19 protein-coding genes are annotated in these 19,088 nt (G+C 67.9%); 15 read left to right on the forward strand and 4 right to left on the reverse strand.

Translation table 11 applies throughout. The features are described 5' to 3' along the window. Positions 1-193: 193 nt before the first annotated feature. Genes OG225_RS30045 through OG225_RS30055 form a run of 3 tightly spaced genes read left to right on the forward strand, consistent with a single transcriptional unit; the run spans position 194 to position 3,415 of the window. Positions 194-439, forward strand: a complete 246-nt coding sequence (locus OG225_RS30045) for a DUF2630 family protein (protein ID WP_109529095.1) — start codon at positions 194-196, stop codon at positions 437-439. After that, positions 436-1,878, forward strand: coding sequence for a dihydrolipoyl dehydrogenase family protein (locus tag OG225_RS30050; RefSeq protein WP_405178297.1), 1,443 nt, complete (start codon positions 436-438; stop codon positions 1,876-1,878). The genes OG225_RS30045 and OG225_RS30050 overlap by 4 nt, the downstream gene beginning before the upstream one ends. Positions 1,879-1,891: 13 nt before the next feature. Further along, entirely contained in the window at positions 1,892-3,415 is a 1,524-nt protein-coding gene (locus OG225_RS30055) for a carboxylesterase/lipase family protein (protein WP_405178298.1), read from the forward strand. A gap of 9 nt (positions 3,416-3,424) precedes the next feature. On the opposite strand, the gene OG225_RS30060 is transcribed toward OG225_RS30055, so the two are convergent. Together OG225_RS30060 and cobF are read right to left on the reverse strand one after the other, a co-directional pair. Continuing rightward, positions 3,425-4,294, reverse strand: coding sequence for an Fpg/Nei family DNA glycosylase (locus OG225_RS30060; RefSeq protein WP_216916022.1), 870 nt, complete (start codon positions 4,292-4,294; stop codon positions 3,425-3,427). Positions 4,295-4,362: 68 nt separating this feature from the next. Then, a complete protein-coding gene (gene cobF / locus OG225_RS30065) occupies positions 4,363-5,100 on the reverse strand; it encodes a precorrin-6A synthase (deacetylating) (RefSeq protein ID WP_405183414.1) in 738 nt (245 codons plus the stop codon). An 89-nt stretch (positions 5,101-5,189) separates the two neighbouring features. On the opposite strand from cobF, the gene OG225_RS30070 reads away from it, so the two are divergent. From OG225_RS30070 to OG225_RS30100, 7 genes are all read left to right on the forward strand, one after another. After that, positions 5,190-5,948: a thymidylate synthase gene (locus OG225_RS30070; RefSeq protein ID WP_405183415.1), complete on the forward strand. Its 759-nt coding sequence runs from the start codon at positions 5,190-5,192 to the stop codon at positions 5,946-5,948. Beyond that, positions 5,945-6,430, forward strand: coding sequence for a dihydrofolate reductase (locus OG225_RS30075; RefSeq protein WP_405178299.1), 486 nt, complete (start codon positions 5,945-5,947; stop codon positions 6,428-6,430). Before OG225_RS30070 ends, OG225_RS30075 begins: the two co-directional genes overlap by 4 nt. Positions 6,431-6,560: 130 nt before the next feature. After that, on the forward strand, positions 6,561-6,887 hold the full coding sequence (locus tag OG225_RS30080) for a cupin domain-containing protein (protein WP_109528737.1): 327 nt from the start codon (positions 6,561-6,563) through the stop codon (positions 6,885-6,887). A 62-nt stretch (positions 6,888-6,949) separates the two neighbouring features. Beyond that, positions 6,950-7,969, forward strand: coding sequence for a Dyp-type peroxidase (locus OG225_RS30085; protein WP_405178300.1), 1,020 nt, complete (start codon positions 6,950-6,952; stop codon positions 7,967-7,969). Beyond that, positions 7,966-8,766, forward strand: coding sequence for a family 1 encapsulin nanocompartment shell protein (locus tag OG225_RS30090; protein ID WP_405178301.1), 801 nt, complete (start codon positions 7,966-7,968; stop codon positions 8,764-8,766). The genes OG225_RS30085 and OG225_RS30090 overlap by 4 nt, the downstream gene beginning before the upstream one ends. Before the next feature lie 64 nt (positions 8,767-8,830). Continuing rightward, complete coding sequence (locus OG225_RS30095; RefSeq protein WP_405178302.1) at positions 8,831-9,361, forward strand: hypothetical protein; 531 nt, start codon at positions 8,831-8,833, stop codon at positions 9,359-9,361. A gap of 105 nt (positions 9,362-9,466) precedes the next feature. Further along, positions 9,467-10,897 carry a TerD family protein gene (locus tag OG225_RS30100; RefSeq protein WP_405183416.1) on the forward strand — a complete coding sequence of 477 codons (1,431 nt, stop codon included), beginning with the start codon at positions 9,467-9,469 and terminating at the stop codon, positions 10,895-10,897. 214 nt (positions 10,898-11,111) lie between these two features. Here OG225_RS30100 and OG225_RS30105 read toward each other — a convergent pair whose 3' ends face one another. After that, a complete protein-coding gene (locus OG225_RS30105) occupies positions 11,112-11,792 on the reverse strand; it encodes a TetR/AcrR family transcriptional regulator (protein WP_405178303.1) in 681 nt (226 codons plus the stop codon). Between the two features lie 209 nt (positions 11,793-12,001). Between OG225_RS30105 and OG225_RS30110 the strand changes: the two genes are divergently transcribed. From OG225_RS30110 to OG225_RS30125, 4 genes are all read left to right on the forward strand, one after another. Continuing rightward, the gene (locus OG225_RS30110) at positions 12,002-13,534 is read left to right on the forward strand and encodes an amino acid permease (protein WP_405178304.1); all 1,533 of its coding nucleotides are present in this window, start codon (positions 12,002-12,004) and stop codon (positions 13,532-13,534) included. A gap of 132 nt (positions 13,535-13,666) precedes the next feature. After that, complete coding sequence (locus OG225_RS30115; protein ID WP_405178305.1) at positions 13,667-14,425, forward strand: DUF1989 domain-containing protein; 759 nt, start codon at positions 13,667-13,669, stop codon at positions 14,423-14,425. 8 nt (positions 14,426-14,433) lie between these two features. Beyond that, positions 14,434-15,051 (forward strand): urea amidolyase associated protein UAAP2, encoded by a 618-nt coding sequence (locus tag OG225_RS30120; protein ID WP_405183417.1) that lies wholly within the window; start codon positions 14,434-14,436, stop codon positions 15,049-15,051. A 332-nt stretch (positions 15,052-15,383) separates the two neighbouring features. Then, positions 15,384-17,309 carry a 5-oxoprolinase/urea amidolyase family protein gene (locus tag OG225_RS30125; RefSeq protein WP_405183418.1) on the forward strand — a complete coding sequence of 642 codons (1,926 nt, stop codon included), beginning with the start codon at positions 15,384-15,386 and terminating at the stop codon, positions 17,307-17,309. A gap of 51 nt (positions 17,310-17,360) precedes the next feature. On the opposite strand, the gene OG225_RS30130 is transcribed toward OG225_RS30125, so the two are convergent. Beyond that, entirely contained in the window at positions 17,361-18,023 is a 663-nt protein-coding gene (locus OG225_RS30130; RefSeq protein ID WP_405178306.1) for a maleylpyruvate isomerase family mycothiol-dependent enzyme, read from the reverse strand. A 69-nt stretch (positions 18,024-18,092) separates the two neighbouring features. Here OG225_RS30130 and OG225_RS30135 point away from each other — a divergent pair, with 69 nt between their 5' ends. Next, positions 18,093-19,025 (forward strand): MerR family transcriptional regulator, encoded by a 933-nt coding sequence (locus OG225_RS30135; protein WP_405178307.1) that lies wholly within the window; start codon positions 18,093-18,095, stop codon positions 19,023-19,025. The last annotated feature ends 63 nt before the right edge of the window (positions 19,026-19,088 follow it).

A 19,088-nucleotide genomic window follows, 5' to 3' on the forward strand; every position in this document is an offset into this window, starting at 1 on the left:
CACGCGATCCGTGACTCACCACCGAGCCAATCACGCGACATGGTCGCCACCGAGCCAATCCGTGACACGGTCATCACCGAGCGAACCCGCGACTCGATCGTCACCGGGCGATCCGTGACACGGTCATCGCCCAGCGAACCCGCGACTCGATCATCACCCAGCGAATCCGCGACACGGTCGTAGCATGGTCTGCATGACCGAACAGGACATCCTGGCACGCATCAAGCAACTGGTCGACGACGAGCACAGCCTGCGGTCCAAAGCGACCTCGGGCGAGGTGGATCCGGTGACGGAACGGCAGCGGCTGGCCGAACTGGAAGTCATGCTGGATCAGTGCTGGGATCTGCTCCGGCAGCGGCGGGCGCGCATCGATTCGGGCACATCCCCGGACGACGCGCAGGTCAATTCGCCCCGCCAGGTCGAGGGCTATCTGCAGTGAACTCCCCGGTACCGGCCGCCGAATACGACGTGATCGTCATCGGCGGCGGTCCTGCCGGTGAGAACGCGGCGGCCTACGCCATCGCGAACAGTGACCGCACCGCGGCGATCGTGGAACGCGAACTCGTCGGCGGGGAATGTTCGTACTGGGCGTGCATCCCCAGCAAGGCCCTGCTTCGACCCGGTCATCTGCTCGCGGCCGCCCGGCACATGCCCGGCATCAGCGCGGAAGGTCTCGACGTCGAGGCGGTACTGCGCCGCCGCGACGAATTCGTGCACGACCACGACGACAGCTCGCAGGTCGCCTGGGCGCGCGACAATCGCATCGAGGTGGTCCGGGGTACCGGCCGCCTCGCGGGCGAACGCCTGGTCGAGGTGGACGGCCGGCTGCTGCGGGCCCGGCACGCGGTGGTCGTCGCGACCGGCACCGGGGCGAATATCCCCGACACTCCGGGCCTGCGCGACGCGCTGCCGTGGACCTCGCGTGACGCCACCAACCTGCACGAAGTGCCCGACCGGGTGCTGATCGTCGGTGGCGGCGTCGTCGCGAGCGAGGCCGCGACCTGGCTGGCCGCGCTGGGCGCGCGGGTGATCGTGTCGGTGCGCGGTGACGCCTTGCTCGGCGCAGTGGAGCCTTTCGCCCGCGAGCGGGTCGCCGAAGGGTTGACAGCGGCGGGTGTCGATGTGCGCTTCGGCGTGGAACCCGTGCGGGTCAGCCGCCCCGATGTCGCCGATAGCGGCGAGGGCCGTATCCGCGGTGGACCCGTCACCGTCGAATTGCGTGACAAGACCGGTACTTCCGTTGTCGAGGTCGACGAGATCGTGGTGGCGGCCGGACGCACTCCCGCCACGGCGGACCTCGGACTCCCCGCGGTCGGCCTGCCGGACGGGTACATCGAGGTCGATGACCAGCTCGCCGCGCGCGGGGTCCCCGGCGACTGGCTGTACGCGGTCGGCGACGTGAATCACCGGGTGGCGCTCACGCATATGGGCAAGTACCAGGCCAGGGTGTGCGGCGACGTGATCGCCGCGCGCGCCGAGGGACGGCCGATCGACGGCCCCCGATTCGCCGCGAGCGCCGACCACGCCCAGGTTCCGCAGGTGGTGTTCACCTCGCCGGAGGTCGCCGCCGTCGGGCTCGGCGAGGAGGCCGCGCGGCGGGCCGGATACGCGGTCGACACCGTCGAACTGGATATCGCCGTCGCCGGTTCGGCGCTGTCCCGTGACGACTACGCGGGTCACGCGAAACTCGTCATCGACACGGCCACCGACACGCTGCTCGGCGCGACGTTCGTCGGCCCCGAGGTGGGCGAGCAGCTACACGCGGCCACCATCGCGATCGTCGGCGCGGTACCCCTGGCAACGCTGTGGCACGCGGTGCCTGCCTTCCCGGCCGTCAGTGAGTTCTGGTTACGCCTTTTGGAGGCGCGGCGGGGCTGAGTACCATCGGTTGATGGTGGCATCGACCGAGATCAGGACCGCCGACGGAGTTGTCCGCGGTCACCGGGGCCGCCGCGTTCTGCGCTGGCGATCCCTTCCTTACGCGGCACCGCCCGTGGGCGATATGCGTTTTCGAGCCCCGGGACCGGTGCGGCCGTGGACCGGGGTCCGCGACGCCACCGCGTTCCGGTTCGCCTCGATGCAACATCGCGATGGCGCGCGCATCGGTCCCAGGCAGTTTCAGCCCACCAGCGAGGACTGCCTGACACTGAATGTCACCGCACCCGCGCAAGCCTCCTCGACACCGCGCCCGGTGATGGTTTTCATTCACGGCGGCGGCTATCTCATGGGAACCTCGGCGCTGCGCCTGTACTCCGGTTCCCGGCTCGTGGTGCGCGGTGACGTCGTCGTGGTGACGTTGAATTACCGGCTCGGCGCGTTCGGATATGTCGATTTCGGCGAATTCGCGACACCCGACCGGCCCTTCGAATCCAATCTCGGCCTGCGCGACCAGGTCGCGGCGCTGCGGTGGGTGCGACGCAATATCGCGGCCTTCGGCGGCGACCCCGCCAACGTCACCGTATTCGGCGAATCGGCGGGCGCGCACGCGGCGCTGTCGCTACTGGCGACGCCCGACGCGGCCGGTCTTTTCCATCGCGCGATCGCGCAGAGTCCGCCCGCGGACTGGACGCTGAGCAGCCACGACGCCCGCGCGTTCGCCCGGCGCTGCCTCGACGCTCTCGGTGCCACCACCGCCGAGGCCGCGCACGCACTGTCCGACGCCTCGGCCAACGAGATCCGCAAAGCCGTCGAACGCACCATCGGCACCGTCATGCGTGAACAACCCGGCTCGTTTCCGGCCTGTCCCGTCATCGACGGCGACTACCTGCCTCGGGATCCGCTCGCCGCGCTCGCCGACGGGTCGGCGCACCGGGTGCCGCTGATCATCGGCACCTGCCGCGACGAGGGCACGCTGTTCGCGAGATTCGCCGACCGGCTCCCGACCCGCCCCGACCGCCTGCGCGCGGCTCTGGCCGGATCCGACGAGGAGATCGTGTCGAGGATCTTCGACGCCTATCCCGGCTTCCCCGAGGCGAAGGCCGCGATCGGCGCGGGCGGCGACTACGTCTTCTGGCGTCCCACCCTCACCGCGATGGAGGGTCACAGCCGACACGCGCCGACCTACGCCTACCGCTACGATTTCGCCCCGCGCGCGCTACACCTGGCGGGCGTCGGCGCCACCCACGCCACCGATCTGATTCCCGTCTTCGGGGCGGGCGAAACTCCGTTCGGACGTGCGATCACCGCGGCGGGCGGACGTCGCGGTCTCCAGGCCGTGACCCGCCAATTCCAGGACAACTGGCTCGAATTCGCCCGCACCGGCACACCGTTGCCGTCCTGGCCCGTCTACACCGAGGCCAGGCGCACCACCCTGCTCATCGACCACCCCACCCGCCTGGAGAATGACCCCGACCGGGTCAAACGCCTGGCGTGGCGCGATCTCCACATCGCGACACCGAGCCGACGCGCCATTTGAGCAACCGCGCTATTTGAGCAACCGCGACATCCGACGGTCGGCGAGAATCTTGCCACCGGTCTGACATGTCGGGCAGTACTGGAAGGACCGCTCGACATAGGAGACCTCGCGGACGGTGTCGCCGCAGACAGGACAGGGCAGGCCGGTGCGCGCGTGCACCCGCATCCCCGACCGTTTCTCGCCCTTGAGGCGGGCCGCGTCCTGGCCGACCGACCGCGCGACGGCGTCGGTGAGTATCGCGCGCATGGCGTGATACAGCTCGGAGACTTTCTCGGCGGGCATGGTCGCGGTATTGGCGAAGGGCGAGATCTTCGCCGCGTGCAGGATCTCGTCGGAATAGGCGTTGCCGATACCGGCGATCAGCGTCTGCTCGACGATGGCCGTCTTGATCCGCTGCGAGGTGCCGCGCAGGATCTCGGTGAACTGTTCCTCGGTGAGTTCGAGCGCGTCCGGTCCGAGTCGCGCGATACCGGGGACGAGCGCAGGATCGTCGACGATGTAGACCGCGAGACGTTTCTTGGTTCCGGCCTCGGTCAGGTCGAAGGCGGGCGTCGCCCCCTCGGGGGTGAAGAAATGCACTCGCAGCGCCAGTGGGCTCTTACCGCCGGGTTTCGGCGGCGTCCGGCTCGGCTCGTCGATCCAGCGCAGCCAGCCGCCCCGCGACAGATGCGTGATGAGCCAGAGCCCACCGCATTCCATGCCGAGGAATTTCCCCCACCGGCCCGCCCCGGTGACGTCGCGGCCGGACAGGGCCGTCACCGGCGGATCGAAGGTCTTGACCGCGCTGAGCGCCCCCACGTCGACGCGACCCACCACGGCGCCGACCGCATGCTCCCGAAGGAACTGCGCCAACGCCTCCACTTCGGGTAGCTCGGGCACGCCTGCCAGATTACCGGCCAGCACCGACAGAAGCCGGGCGAACCGACCCCGGCGGACCCGCTACCCGGTCAATCGCGTCGCAGCAGATAGATGTCCATGATCCAGCCCTTCGCCGCGCGCAACCGCGCCCGCTCCTCGACGATCCGCGCCTCCACCGCGCGCAGCGGGCCCTCGATCAGCGTTTCGTCGGGCATGCCGAGATAGGCGCCCCACCAGATGTGGACGTCGTCGCCGGGTACCTCGGTGAACGAGCATTCGCCGTCCAGCATGACCAGCGCGGATTCCTCCAGCCCCGCCTCGCGCAACCGCCTGCCGGTGGTGATGTGGACGGGCTCGCCGATGCGGTGCAACACCATCCGATGCCGGGCGGCGAGGGCCTGTGCGCTGGTGATCCCGGGAATCACCTCGTAATCGAATTTCTCGGTTCCGCGCTCCAGCACCCGTTCGATCATGCGCAGCGTGCTGTCGTAGAGCGACGGATCACCCCAGACCAGAATGCCACCGATCCCTTCCGCTTCCGCGAAGGCCGCTTCCAGCAGCGCCGAGCGGCGATCGTGCCAATCCTCGACGACACCCCGGTAATCGGCGGGTGTGCGATCGCGCGGCGGATCGGTGATCTCCACGACGCGGTGCGGCCGGTCCATGTGCTCGGTCAGGATCGCGGTGCGCACGTCGACGAGTTCGCTCTTCTCGGCGCCTTTCCCGATCACGAAGAACACCTCGACCTGCCGCATGGCCTTGACGGCCTGCATCGTCACCTGGTCGGGATCACCGGCCCCGATGCCGATCACGTAGAGCTTGCGCATACTCGAGAGCTTGCCAGGTGCGGCGATCAGTAAGCTCATCAGGCGTGACGACCACCGATACGCAGTACGAGGACCTGCTCCGGCTGGTCATGGCGTCCGGCGCCGCGAAAGCGGACCGCACCGGCACCGGCACCCGCAGCGTCTTCGGCCATCAGCTGCGCTACGACCTGTCGGAGACCTTCCCGCTGATCACCACCAAACGGGTGCACCTCAAGTCGATCGTCTACGAACTGCTGTGGTTCCTGCGTGGGGATTCCAATGTCGGCTGGTTGCGCGAGCACGGCGTCAGCATCTGGGACGAATGGGCCGACGCGAACGGCGAACTCGGCCCGGTCTACGGCGTGCAGTGGCGTTCGTGGCCCACCCCCGACGGCACCCATATCGACCAGATCTCGCAGGTGCTGCACACCCTGCGCACCGACCCGGATTCGCGCCGCATCATGGTCTCGGCGTGGAATGTGGCCGACCTGGACAAGATGGCGCTCGCGCCGTGCCACGCCTTCTTCCAGTTCTACGTCGCCGACGGCAGACTGTCGTGCCAGCTGTATCAGCGCAGCGCCGACCTGTTCCTCGGCGTGCCGTTCAATATCGCCAGCTACGCCCTGCTCACCAGGATGGTGGCCCAGCAGACCGAACTGGAACCGGGTGAGTTCATCTGGACCGGCGGCGACTGCCATATCTACGACAATCACGTCGACCAGGTCACCGAGCAACTGAGCCGCGAGGCCTACCCGTTCCCGACGCTGAATCTGCGACCGGCGCCCACGCTGTTCGATTACGCCTACGAGGATGTGGAAGTGGCGGGTTACCGATACCACCCGGCCATCAAGGCGCCGGTGGCCGTGTGAAATCGGTCGGTCTCATCTGGGCGCAGTCCCCGACGGGGGTCATCGGGTATCGCAACACCATTCCGTGGCGGGTGCCCGAGGATATGGCCAATTTCAAATCGGTGACGATGGGCCATCCGGTCGTCATGGGCAGGCGGACGTGGGATTCGCTGCCGCCGCGATTTCGTCCGCTCGACGGGCGGCGCAATATCGTGGTGTCCCGCGACGCCGAATGGTCGGCCGAGGGCGCCGAACGCGCCGCGTCGGTGACCGAGGCGTTGGAACTGACCGGTCAGGATCGCGTCTGGATCGCGGGCGGCGGCGAAATATACCGTGCGGCAATGGATCTCGCGACCGAGCTACTGGTGACCGAGGTCGATACCGACGTCGAGGGCGACGCGTACGCCCCCGTCATCGGCCCCGAATGGCGGACCGAGCTGGACGCGCCGTGGCACACTTCCCGCACCGGCACCCGCTTCCGCATCCGGCGCTACACTCGCTGATCCGCCGAACACGCCGTCGACGGGGCGAGGGCTCCAAACCTGTCGCACGGAAAACTCCGGTCGGGCATACTCCTGATTATCAGCCGGTCACACAGCCCTGCACCGGCCGATGCAACGCGAAAGGCGATCCATGGACAAGAAATCGCTGACCGCGGTCGCTCGCCAACAATTGAAGTTGGCCGCGACCGCCACGAGCGGGCGCAGTTCGCAAACTCTCTACGGCGGCCACGCGCACAGCCTGCGCCAGACGGTCGTCGGCCTGTCCGCGGGCCAGAGTCTCGCCGAACACGACAATGCCGGTGACGCGACGCTGCTGGTGATCAGCGGCACGCTCACCCTGATCAGCGGCGCGAACGAGTGGAAGGGTTCCGCGGGTGACCTGCTCGTCGTCCCGAAGGCGCGCCACAGCGTCAAAGCCGTGGACGACGTGGCCTTTCTCCTGACGGTCGCCAAGTAGCCCCACCCCGACACGCCCGTGCGCGTGCGGCGCGGCACAGCGCTGCATCTAGGCTGTTGATCATGGTTGAGCCGCAGCCGATTCTCGAACCGCTGACACCGGCCGCGATCTTCCTCGTCGCCACCATCGACGAGGGCGGGGAGCAGACGGTGCGCGACCTGCTCGCCGATCTGCCCGGTCTGCGACGTTCGATCGGATTCCGTATGCCCGGCGCCGGGCTGGTCTGCAACACCTCGATCGGCAGCCAGGCGTGGGACCGCCTCTTCGGCGGCCCGCGACCCGCCGAACTGCATGTGCTTCCCGAATTCGTCGGCGAACACCACCGCGCCCCGTCCACCCCCGGCGATCTGCTGTTCCACATCAAATCCGAATTCCAGGACATCTGCTTCGAATTGGCGATGACGATCGGCGACCGGCTCGCGGGCGCGGTCACCATCGTCGACCAGACCGTGGGTTTTCGGTATTTCGAACAGCGCGATCTGCTCGGTTTCGTGGACGGCACCGAGAATCCGGAGGGCAACGCGGCGATCGCGGCGGCCCTGATCGGTGACGAGGACCCCGATTTCCGCGGCGGCAGTTACGTCGTCGTGCAGAAGTACCTGCACACCATGGCGGAATGGCGCGCGCTGTCGATCGAGGAGCAGGAGCGCGTGATCGGGCGCACGAAATTGGACGATTTCGAACTCTCCGACGAGGACAAGCCCGCGAATTCGCACGTCGCGGTGAACACCCTCGTCGACGAGGACGGCAACGAACGCCAGATCGTGCGGGCGAACATGCCTTTCGGCAGTGTTCGCGACGGCGAATTCGGTACGTACTACATCGCTTACGCGGCCACGCCGAGCGTCACCGAGGAGATGCTGTCGCGGATGTTCGCCGGCACCGAGGACGCGGCCTACGACCGGATCCTGGATTTCTCGCTCGCGATCACCGGCACCCTGTTCTTCACTCCCCCCACGGATTTCTTCGAAGACCTGCCCGCGGCACCGGCGGCGGCGCGGGAATCTTCCGCACCCGAAATGGTTCGAGGTAATGACAGCGGATCACTCGGCATCGGCACCCTGAAAAGGAGTAGGACATGAACAACCTCCATCGCGAACTAGCGCCGATCACCGAGGAAGCCTGGTCGGCGATCGAGGAAGAGGCCACCCGCACGTTCAAACGGCATATCGCGGGTCGCCGGGTGGTCGACGTGTCGGGCCCGCACGGCGCGGACTACTCCGCCGTCGGACTCGGGCGCACCATCCCGATCGCGGCTCCCGACCAGGGCGTGCAGGCGCGTCAGCGCGTGGTCGCGCCGCTGGTGGAGTTGCGGGTGCCGTTCTCGCTCTCGCGCGAGGAACTCGACAATGTCGAACGCGGCGCCAACGACGCCGATCTGGACGCGGTCAAGGACGCGGCGCGCAAGATCGCCTTCGCCGAGGATCGCGCGATCTTGGAGGGGTACGCGGCCGCTGGGATCACCGGTATCAGGGCCAGCGCGTCCAATCCGGCGATCAATGTGCCCGACGATCCGAAGCTGGTGCCCGAAGCGGTCACGCAGGCGTTGAGCGCGCTTCGCCTGGCCGGTGTCGACGGGCCGTATTCGGTCCTGCTGAGCGCCGATCTCTACACGGCGGTCAGCGAGACCTCCGATCACGGCCACCCGATCCGCACCCATATCGAACGCCTGATCCCCGAGGGCGAGATCATCTGGGCCCCCGCCATCGACGGCGCGTTCGTGCTCACGACCCGCGGCGGCGATTTCGACCTGCGGATCGGCCAGGACGTCTCGATCGGCTACCTGGCGCACAACGCCGAGACCGTCGACCTGTACTTCCAGCAGAGCCTGCAATTCCTGGTCTACACGGCCGAGGCGGCGGTCGCCCTGCAAGCCTGATCCGGTACCCGCGCGCCCGCCGTCGAGCGCGCGGTACGGTGGCCGCACCCAAGTGGGAGGCGGTATGGCGATGGTGCGCGCGGGCGTGGTTCCGAATCGACGGGTTGCCCTGTACGCCGGGCTCGGCGTCGCGGTGACGGCGGGCGTCTGCGTGGCCGTCGTCTTCGGTTTCGGTGTGAACCGGCTGTTCACCGGGTTGCTGGCCGGGGCCGTCGCCGGTATCGCGGTGCTGGTCCGGCTGTTCGGGCGGGACGCGATCGTGCTCACCGACAGCGCGATCCATCGACGCACGCCGTGGTCGGAGACCAGCATCGACTGGGACCGGGTTGTCGCGGGACGTTTCACCCTCGACGAGCGTGAACGCTGGTCGCTCGCGCTGGACCTGGCCGGTGGCGACGAGCGGCACGGCGAACTGGTGCTGCTGTCCATCCCGCCGGTCATCCGGCCGGTGGCGGGCGCCTACGATCTGCGTAAACGCGAGCAGGTCGGCGAGATTCGGGAAATCCTGCGACGCAAGCGGATTCCGGTCATGGTCCTGCCCGATATCGCGAAGGCGCTCGACGCGCACTGGCAGGTCGCGCCGCCGACACGCTGAGCGGTCGCGCCGCACGGACGCGGCCGACACGCGGGGGGTGGGTCACCCACCCCCAGGGGTGGGTGACGAGCGACGAGGTATTCATATACGTTGGCAGCTGTGTCGATGATGAAGGGCGCCAACGTACCAGTGCCGATGTCCGCGGTACGCGTCGAGCTGGGATGGCAATCGGGTTCAGGTGTTCCTGACGCGGACGCGTCCGCGTTGTTGCTGGCAGGGGGGAAGGTCCGCTCCGACAACGACTTCGTTTTCTACAACCAGGCGCAGCACCCGTCGGGAGCGGTGCGCCACGAGGGCAAACAGCAGGGCCCGACGGTGATCGACTCGCTGTCGGTGAATCTGGCGCAGGTGGAACCGTCCATCGAGACCATCGTCATCGCGGCATCGACCGACGGCGGCACCTTCGGCCAGTTCCACGGCCTGTACGTGCGGGTGCTCGACGCGAGCAGCGGCGCCGAGGTGGCGCGGTTCGACAGCACCGGCGCCACCACCGAGACCGCGTTCGTCCTCGGTGAGCTGTACCGCAGGCAGGGCGCGTGGAAGTTCCGCGCGGTCGGGCAGGGGTACGCGTCGGGTCTGGGTGGACTGGCCACCGACTTCGGCATCTCGGTCGATGACGAGCCCGCGCAGCAGGCGGCGCCCGCGCAGCAGTACGCACCACCACCGCCGCCACAACAGCAGTACGCCCCGCCGCCACCTCCGCAGCAGCAGTTCGCACCCCCGCCACAGCAGCAGTACGCGCCGCCACCGCAACAGCAGTACGCCCCGCCGCCTCCCCCGCCGCAGCAATACGCGCCGCCACCGAACCAGCAGTACGCCCCGCCGCCGCAGCAGCCGTTCCAGCAGGCGCCGCCGCAGCAGTTCGCGCCGCCGCCCGCCGGTGGGGCGCCGGTGAATCTGAGCAAGATCTCGCTGACGAAGGAGGCGCCCTCGGTCTCGCTGACCAAGCAGGGCGCGACCGGCGGCACCATGCGGGTCAACCTGAACTGGACCTCACCGCAGTCCAATCGTGGCGGCGGCCTGTTCGGCCGCAAACGCGGCGGCGGCGGCATCGATCTGGATCTCTGCTGCTTCTTCGAGCTCGCCGACGGCCGGATCGGCTCGGTGCGCGCCCTCGACCGCTCCTTCGGCGACCTGCACCAGCCGCCCTATATCCGGCTCGATCAGGACGACAGGACCGGCGCCAACGCCAACGGCGAGAACCTCGACATCAACCTCGATTTCACCCGCCAGTTCCGCCGTATCCTGGTCTTCACCTCGATCTACGAGGGCGCCAACGATTTCCGTGGCGTCCACGCGACGGTGACCCTGTACCCGGTGAACTCGGCGCCGATCGAGATGACGCTCGACGGGTGCATGGACGATTCCCGTGACGCGGTACTCGCCCATATCGAGAACCTCAACGGCGAACTCGTGGTCCGACGCGAAGGCACCTTCATCCGGCCGCCCGCCGGACGACCCGGCGCCGGTGTCATGGAGATCGCCCAGCGCTACAACTGGGATTTCGGTTTCAAGGCCGGTCGCGGCAAGGGCTGACCTGGTACGCGGCGAAGGCCCGGCGGTTCCGGATCGCCGGGCCTTCGTTCGTGTGGGGCTTGTAGCCGGCAGGCCGCTGCCGATCTCAGCCCGACGGCAGCCGTATGCTCCGGCCCAGCGTAAGCCGTATGCCGAGCCCCGGCGTCCGCACTGAACGAAGCGTCAGCCAGATGACCCGGCTGTATGCCGAACCCTTGGAGCGATACTCCGCCGTTCAGCCGAGTGGCAACCGGGCATCGAGCCGATCGAGCAGGCTGCCCGCCGCTTCGCGCACCTCGTTCAGGTCCCCGGTCCAGCCGAGCATCCGCAGAGTCGCGTCCGGGATGGTGCGCTCGGCGTACTCGGGGGCGGCGCCTTCGTCGGAGCGGATGCTGATGACCGTCTCGACCAGACGGAAGGGCAGCACTTCGGCGCCGGGGATGCCCGCGACCCCCGCCTCGGCGATCACCTGGCCCGCGAAAGCCTCGTAGTGACCGCGCAATTCGTCGCGCCGCAGCCGGAAGACGGCGAAACGTTCGGAGCGGACTTCGGGCAGCAGGTACAGCGCGCCGAGATTCCACTGCGCGGCGCAGAGTTGCCTGACATCGAACCAGGCCAGGGCGTAGAGGCAGGTCGCGGCGGGTTCGGCGAGGTCGCGCATACTCGCGGCCAGTTCCAGTGGCGTGGCGATGGTTTCGGCCAGCAGCGCGTCGAGGATGTCGTCCTTGGCGGCGAAGTGGTGGTACAGCGATGCCTGCCTGATACCGACGGCGTCGGCGACCGCGCGGGTCGAGGTGGTGGCGTAGCCGTTGGTGGTGAACAGTTCGCCGGCCGCGTCGAGGATTTCCGCGCGCGGTGTCCTCCCGCGGCGCGTTCGCTGTTCCAGACGGGGACGGCCGGGGCCAGGGTTTGCCACCTGCCCATTCTGGCACCGTGACCGTGCGGCACGGTCGGCGCAGTGGGCCGAGCACCGTCGGGTGAGAGGTTTCTGTCATTTGACAGAAACTCTGGCAACACAGAAGTTACGAGGGTTACCGCAAGCGATACACGCAGGTCACCGAATGAGCGATCGAAAACGCAAAACTGTCATCTGACAGGTATTGGCCGCTCGCCGAAGGACCGCACATGGCCACGACAGCTTCCCCGCCCGCTCCCACCGACCTCACCAAGGACAGCGCCGATCTCGAAAGCTTCGGCTACCAGCCGGTGCTGCACCGCAAACTCGGACGCTACGCGTCCTTCGCGGCCGGATTCTCGTTCGTCTCCATCCTCACCACCATCTTCCAGTTCTTCGGACTGGGTTACTCCTTCGGCGGCGCCGCGTTCTTCTGGACCTGGCCCATCGTTTTCGCCGGACAACTTCTCGTCGCGCTGAACTTCGCCGAGCTAGCCGCCCGCTACCCGATTTCGGGCTGTATCTACCAGTGGTCGCGCAGGCTCGGCGGCGAGATCGTCGGCTGGTTCGCCGGCTGGATGATGGTGATCGCCCAGGTCGTCACCGCGGCCGCCGCGGCCATCGCGCTCCAGGTGGTGCTGCCGTCGATCTGGAGCGGATTCCAGATCATCGGCGAGGACAGCGCCCTCATCTCGTCCTCCGGGGCGAGTAACGCGGTCCTACTCGGCAGCATCCTGCTGGTCGTCACCACCACGATCAATGTCATCGGCATCGATCTGATGGCGAAGATCAACTCGATCGGCGTCACCGTCGAGATCATCGGCGTCGCCGCGATCATCGCGCTGTTCTTCGTCAACACCGAACGCGGCCCCGGCGTCGTCTTCGAGACCGATCAGGCCGCACCGGGTCCGTACTGGTCCGCTTTCCTGATCTCGGGCCTGATGGCCGCCTACGTCATGGTCGGATTCGACTCGGCGGGCGAACTGTCCGAGGAGACGAAGAATCCGCGCACCGTGGCACCGCGCACCATCCTCACGGCGCTGTCGGTATCGGCGCTCGGCGGCGGACTGCTGCTGCTCGGCGCGCTCATGGCCGCACCGAGCCTGACCGACGGCTCACTGGCCACCGAGGGCCTGGCCTACGTGCTGACCGCCAAACTCGACAGCGCGCCCGGCAAGATCCTGCTCGGCTGCGTCGCCGTGGCGATCATGGTCTGCACCCTGGCGATCCAGACCGCGGGTTCACGCCTGATGTTCTCGATGGCCCGCGACGGCAAACTGCCCTTCGCCAAGCAGCTCGCGGCCGTGCATCCCCGTTACGGCACACCGGTGCTGCCCGCGATCGTCATCGGGGTGCTCGGAATCGGGCTGCTGGTGCTCAATCTGGGTAACGGCGCGATCTTCGCGACGCTGGCCAGCGTCTGCATCGTCTCGCTCTACCTGGCCTACCTGCTCGTCACCGTCCCGCTGCTGATCCGCCGGATCAAGGGCTGGGACGACGAGGCCGATCCGTCGCTGTTCTCGCTGGGCCGCTTCGGGATTCCGATCAACGCGCTCGCCGTGGTCTGGGGTATCGCAATGGCGATCAACCTGGCCTGGCCGCGTGCCGAGGTCTACATCCCCAGCGGTGGCGGCTGGTGGATGCAGTGGGCCGCACCGCTGTTCGTGCTCGTGGTGATCGCCGTGGGCCTGGTCGTGCACCGACTGGTCGTCGCGAAACCGCGCGGCGCCGATATGCCGGAGGCCGTGGCGCAACCCGCGTAGTCCTCCTCGGCCGGGTGGTGGGCACGGGACCGCCCGCCACCCGGCTCCCTCCCGGGGCCACCGGCGCCGCTGGACCGAACTCGCCGTCCCTCCGCCCCGCACCGCGGACGGACATTCCGAAGGGAGCACATCATGACCGAAAAGGGGACCGCGTCCACCGAGGGCGCGCGCTCACACGCCAGAGCGCAGGCCGCCGCCGCGACGATCGCGCGTCCGGACCTGCCCGAGCACATCGCACCGTCGAAGATCACCTGGGACCGACGCATTCCGTCCGGCGGCTACACCAATGTGGTGCTCGGCCGCGGCACCAGGATCCGGCTGGGCGACCCGACGGGCGCGGCCTGCGCGCACCTGCTGCTGCTGCGGGCCGACGCGCCGTGGGAACGGCTCAATGTCGCCGACACGGTGAAGGTGCCGTGGCAGGCGTATCTGTCCTCCGGTCATCCGCTGCTCTCCGATCAGGGGCGGGTGCTCGCCACCCTGGTCGAGGACACTTCCGGTCACCACGACACCCTGTGCGGCCCTTCCGGCGAGGCCCGCGCGCTGCTGCGGCTCGCGGGCGTCAAACAGGGTCTCGCACCGCGTGATATCGCGCCAAGCGTCACCTTCTTCCGCGGCGTCCGCGTCGAATCCGACGGGGTGCTGACCCCCACGGGCAGCAGCGGTCCCGGCGCGACGGTCGAACTTCTGGTGCACCTGCCGGTGATCCTGCTGGTCGCCAACGCACCGCATCCGCTGGACCCGCGCCCCACCACCGAACTCGACGTCGTCGTCTGGTCCGCACCCGAGGATCTCGCCGACATCCCCGATTCCGGCCCCGAATATCAACGGGCAGTGGAGAACACCGAAGCGGCCTGGACCGCCGCGATGAACCAGGAGGCAGTGGCGTGACCGGCACCATCGCGACATCGACCCGCACCATCGTGCTCGACGAGACCGTCCCCGCCTGCGCCCCCTGGTCGACGGTGGTGCGCGCGGGCGACGAACTCGAGATCATCGACCTGCACGGCAACCAGGCCGTCGATTGCCTGCTCTACTCCGCGGCCGATCACACCGACCGCTACAGCGCGCAGGCGACGATCACCGCGCAGCGCAATATCTTCCTCACCACCGGCAGTGTGCTTCGCACCGATATCGGCACCGCGCTGATGACGGTGGTCGCCGACGAGGTCGGCAATCACGACACCATCGCGGGCGCGTGCTCGCAGGAATCCAACACCCTTCGCTACGGCCATCACACCCGCCACCAGCATGCCTGCGTGGAGAACTTCCTCGTCGAGGCCATGAAATGGGGGCTGGGCAAACGGGATCTGGTGTCGAATATCAACTGGTTCATGAATGTGCCGGTGGAAGCGGACGGCACCCTCGGCATCGTGGACGGATTGTCCGCGCCCGGCAAGAAGGTCACGTTGCGGGCCGAGATCGACACGCTGGTGCTGGTGTCGAATTGCCCGCAGATCAACAATCCCTGCAACGGTTTCGATCCGACGCCGGTGCGAATGGTGGTGTCGCGATGAATGTCGTCCAGATGATCCCGGAGCACGCGCTCACCGAATCCGATTCGAATGTGGGGCTGTCAGGAACCGATGTCGGTTCGCCCGGTGCACGCATCGGTGCCGCGCATTCCGGTGCCACCGAGGCCAGCGGGGTCGAGACCGCCGCCGACAGTGCCACAACAATCGAGACCGCCACTGTCGAGGCCACTTCGCTCGGTGCCACCCCTGTTGGTGCCACCACTGTCGAGACCACCGTGATCGGGGCCGTCGAAGTGGAACCCATCGGGGTCGAGACCGGCGAAATCGGCATCGAAGCCACCGAGGCCACCTGCGTCGAGGTCGTGCGCCCCGGCATGCTCACCACCGTGCAGGACTGGCCCGGCCGCGTCGGTTACTGGCATGTCGGCGTACCGCCGTCGGGTCCTATGGACGATCTGTCGTTCCGGCTCGGCAACCGGGTACTCGGCAATGCCGAAGGCGCGGGCGGGCTCGAATGCACCCTCGGCGGTCCCGCGCTGCGATTCGCCGAACCCAGGTGGGTCTGCGTGACCGGCGCACCGGCAACGGTGACCCTCGACGGCGTGCCCGTCGAACTGTGGCGCACCGTGCTTGTACCCGCCGGTGGCGTTCTCGATATCGGCGCTGTCCACGGACCGGGTATGCGCACCTACGTGCTCATCGAGGGCGGTATCGAACTGCCCGAATACCTGGGCAGTATCGCGACATTCACCCTCGGCAAATTCGGTGGCAGTGCCGGTGGCGCGCTGCGCGCCGGGGAACGGCTGCCGCTCGGCGCGCCAACCCGGCGGATCGCGCCCGCGGTGCCGATGGGCGATCAGCCGGTCTTCAGCCGTCGCTGGGAACTGGCGGTGACCGAGGGACCGCACGGCGCACCGGAATTCTTCACCCGCGCCGATTTCGACACCATCATCGGCACCGATTACGAGGTGCATTTCAATTCCGACCGCACCGGCGTCCGACTCATCGGCCCCAAACCGGAGTGGGCAAGGACCGACGGCGGCGAGGCCGGTCTGCACCCGTCGAATATCCACGACACCGCGTATTCGGTCGGCGCGCTGGACTTCACCGGCGACACCCCGATCCTGCTCGGTCCGGACGGACCGAGCCTCGGCGGGTTCGTCTGCCCGGTCACCGTGGTCGCGGCCGAGCGTTGGAAACTCGGTCAGCTCGCACCGGGCGACGCCGTGCGATTCGTCCCCATCCGCCGCGAACACGCCGCCCCACTGGCAGCGCTGGGCGCGGGCAGGCGCGCGGCCTGGCCTTCGGTGCTCTCGGTCGGCGGCGACGGTGACGACGGCGTACTGCGCCGCGCCGACGTCGATGACGAGATCGGCGTCACTTACCGCAGGGCGGGCGATGACGGTGTCCTCGTCGAATACGGCGCGATGACACTGGATCTCGGCCTGCGCGCCCGCGTGCACGCCCTGCACGAATATCTGCTGGCCGCAGGCGTGCGCGGGGTGACGGAACTGACCCCCGGCGTGCGTTCACTCCAGATCCGGGTGGACCCGAGGGTGCTGCCGATCCCCGCGCTGCTGCGACTGCTGGCCGAAGCCGAACAGCATCTGCCCGCCGCCGACGAACTCGTGGTGCCGAGCCGCACCGTCCACCTCCCCCTGTCCTGGGACGACCCCTCCACCAGGGAGGCGATCACCCGCTATATGCACGGTGTCCGCTCCGACGCGCCGTGGTGCCCGTGGAATATCGAATTCATCCGCCGGATGAACGGCCTCGGCACCGTCGACGACGTCTACGCCACGGTATTCGGTGCCGAATACCTGGTTCTCGGCCTCGGCGACGTGTATCTCGGTGCGCCGGTGGCGACTCCGATCGACCCGCGCCATCGTCTTGTCACCACGAAATACAACCCGGCCCGCACGTGGACACCCGAGAACGCCGTCGGAATCGGCGGCGCCTACCTGTGCATCTACGGCATGGAAGGCCCCGGCGGCTACCAGTTCGTCGGACGCACCACCCAGGTGTGGAACCACCGTGCCACCGAATCCCCTTGGCTGCTGCGCTATTTCGATCGGATCAGCTGGTATCCGGTGGAAGCCGACGAACTCATGGATATGCGCGCCGATTTCGCGGCGGGCAAGGTGGACGTCAAGTCCGAGGACGGCGAATTCCGTTTGGCGGACTATCGCAAATTCCTCGATGACAACGCGACGTCCATCGAGGAATTCCGCGCCGTGCAGGCCGACGCGTTCACCGCCGAACGGGAATCGTGGCGGCTGGCCGGTGAGCTGAAGGACTGACCGTGCGGGCCGCTCGGTGGGTACGGACGGATCGGACCGCTCGGGCTCACCTCAGCGTCTCGAACGATCACGCCGCGAGATCAACTGCGCCACTCCCTCACCCGTGAGCTGATTCAACGCGTTATCGCGGCCCGTGATGAGCAGGAGCAGGTCTGCGACAGGACCTTCGATACGAAGACCCGCACCGACGGCCCAGTCCGTGTCGGTCGCGATCAAGCGGTATCCGCCGAACTTCTTGCGAGCACGGAAAGAGGTCCCCATCTCCCAGACTCGGGTCGCGGCCAGATGCGCTGCCGCGATAGGCATTTCACGCCGGAGCCCCAATGGCACGGCGATGTCCTGGCCGTGGACGAGCAGATCCATCAGCCGGTCGGCGGGGGTGGTGCCGATCGGCGTGAAACGTGCTGCGATGGTGTCGCGCAACTCCGTCACCAACTGTTCGTTCGTCCGTTCATCGGCATGACGCACGGCGGAGTCTCGTATCAACGCGTCGACGCTTCCCCTGGCTCTGATCAGGCCGATCAGAATCGTCGTGATCTCGGCATGGGCGGACAGCACCACGTGCGCGACGACGTCACGCACGCGCCATCCGGCACACAGTGACGCGTGGTCCCACGCGGCTGGCGGTAGCGCCTCCAGCAATTCGACGAGACTCGCTCGTTCGGTCGCGACAGCGTTCCAGATCTGATCGGCGCTCGGTCTCTCTGGGCTCATTCGGTTCTCCTCGTCCGACAGGGGTTCCAGTACCGTAGGAACTCCAGTCGGGTGGAGGTTCCAGCGATCGTGACCGAGAACACATACCGGCGCGGCGGCATCGGCATCGGGGAGCTGTCGCGGAGGACGGGTGTGTCGGCGCGGACCCTCCGCTTCTATTGCGACGGAGGAATACTCGAATCGTGGCGCAGTTCCGGCGGTCACCGACAATTCGACCCGGTGAGCGCGCCCGATCGGGTGCGCTCGATTCGCCGACTGCGCGCGCTCGGACTCGGCCTGAGCGTGATCACGGAAATCCTCGCGGGCACCGTATCGGTCACCGATGCCATTGCCGCTGAACGGGTTTCGTTGGATGTCGAATTAGGCGCACTGACCTGGAGGCGAGCAGCGCTACTCGCCCTGGAGAACGCGGAGGAGGACGAGCGAAACGCTCGCCTTGCCCTGCTCACGGTCGTCCAGGACCGTCACGGCGCCTACGACAGTCTCGTCACGCTCTGGCGGCGGCTGCTCGCCCCTATGCCTCCCGCGATGTTCGACGGGTTCGTGGAGATGAATATCCCGGCCCCGCCCGCCGATCCCACCGTCCGCCAGATCCTCGCCTACGCCGAAGTCGCCACCGCCGTCACCGATCCCGCGTTCGCCCACGCGATATCCCGTCAGCTCTGGCGAACCGATGGGACAGTCCGCGACAGACGGGAGCTGATCGAGGGTGTCGCCGAAGCCTGCGAGGTCGTCGGACCGTTGGTCCTGGCCCGGGTCGAGCCGCGCCCCGGTCCCGAACTCGATCGTTTCCTCGCCGCGCACACCGCCGCGAAAGGCGAACGCGACACACCGCGCTTCCGGCGTCGACTGCTCGAAGCGGCCGATGACTCCGACCCGCGAATCCAGCGGTATTGGGCAATGACCAGCGTCATCACCGGAACGACGACCGCGGGAGCCGCCCAGCATTGGCTGTACCGAGCGCTGGCACGATCGGCCGAAACGGCGACGTCTCACGGGTGAGACAGGCGGCCGACCAGGTCTCGCCTACGCGGGCCTCGGCCTGCTGGAATCCGACCCTCGGCG

The sequence above is a fragment of the Nocardia sp. NBC_01377 genome (genome assembly GCF_045040005.1).
Classification (GTDB): domain Bacteria; phylum Actinomycetota; class Actinomycetes; order Mycobacteriales; family Mycobacteriaceae; genus Nocardia; species Nocardia noduli.

Coding starts and splice junctions, on each gene's coding strand:
- OG225_RS30045 (WP_109529095.1), top strand. CDS start 194: ATGACCGAACAGGACATCCTGGCACGCATCAAGCAACTGGTCGACGAC.
- OG225_RS30055 (WP_405178298.1), top strand. CDS start 1,892: ATGGTGGCATCGACCGAGATCAGGACCGCCGACGGAGTTGTCCGCGGT.
- cobF (WP_405183414.1), bottom strand. CDS start 5,100: ATGCGCAAGCTCTACGTGATCGGCATCGGGGCCGGTGATCCCGACCAG.
- OG225_RS30070 (WP_405183415.1), top strand. CDS start 5,190: ATGGCGTCCGGCGCCGCGAAAGCGGACCGCACCGGCACCGGCACCCGC.
- OG225_RS30080 (WP_109528737.1), top strand. CDS start 6,561: ATGGACAAGAAATCGCTGACCGCGGTCGCTCGCCAACAATTGAAGTTG.
- OG225_RS30085 (WP_405178300.1), top strand. CDS start 6,950: ATGGTTGAGCCGCAGCCGATTCTCGAACCGCTGACACCGGCCGCGATC.
- OG225_RS30090 (WP_405178301.1), top strand. CDS start 7,966: ATGAACAACCTCCATCGCGAACTAGCGCCGATCACCGAGGAAGCCTGG.
- OG225_RS30095 (WP_405178302.1), top strand. CDS start 8,831: ATGGCGATGGTGCGCGCGGGCGTGGTTCCGAATCGACGGGTTGCCCTG.
- OG225_RS30100 (WP_405183416.1), top strand. CDS start 9,467: ATGATGAAGGGCGCCAACGTACCAGTGCCGATGTCCGCGGTACGCGTC.
- OG225_RS30110 (WP_405178304.1), top strand. CDS start 12,002: ATGGCCACGACAGCTTCCCCGCCCGCTCCCACCGACCTCACCAAGGAC.
- OG225_RS30115 (WP_405178305.1), top strand. CDS start 13,667: ATGACCGAAAAGGGGACCGCGTCCACCGAGGGCGCGCGCTCACACGCC.
- OG225_RS30125 (WP_405183418.1), top strand. CDS start 15,384: ATGCTCACCACCGTGCAGGACTGGCCCGGCCGCGTCGGTTACTGGCAT.
- OG225_RS30130 (WP_405178306.1), bottom strand. CDS start 18,023: ATGAGCCCAGAGAGACCGAGCGCCGATCAGATCTGGAACGCTGTCGCG.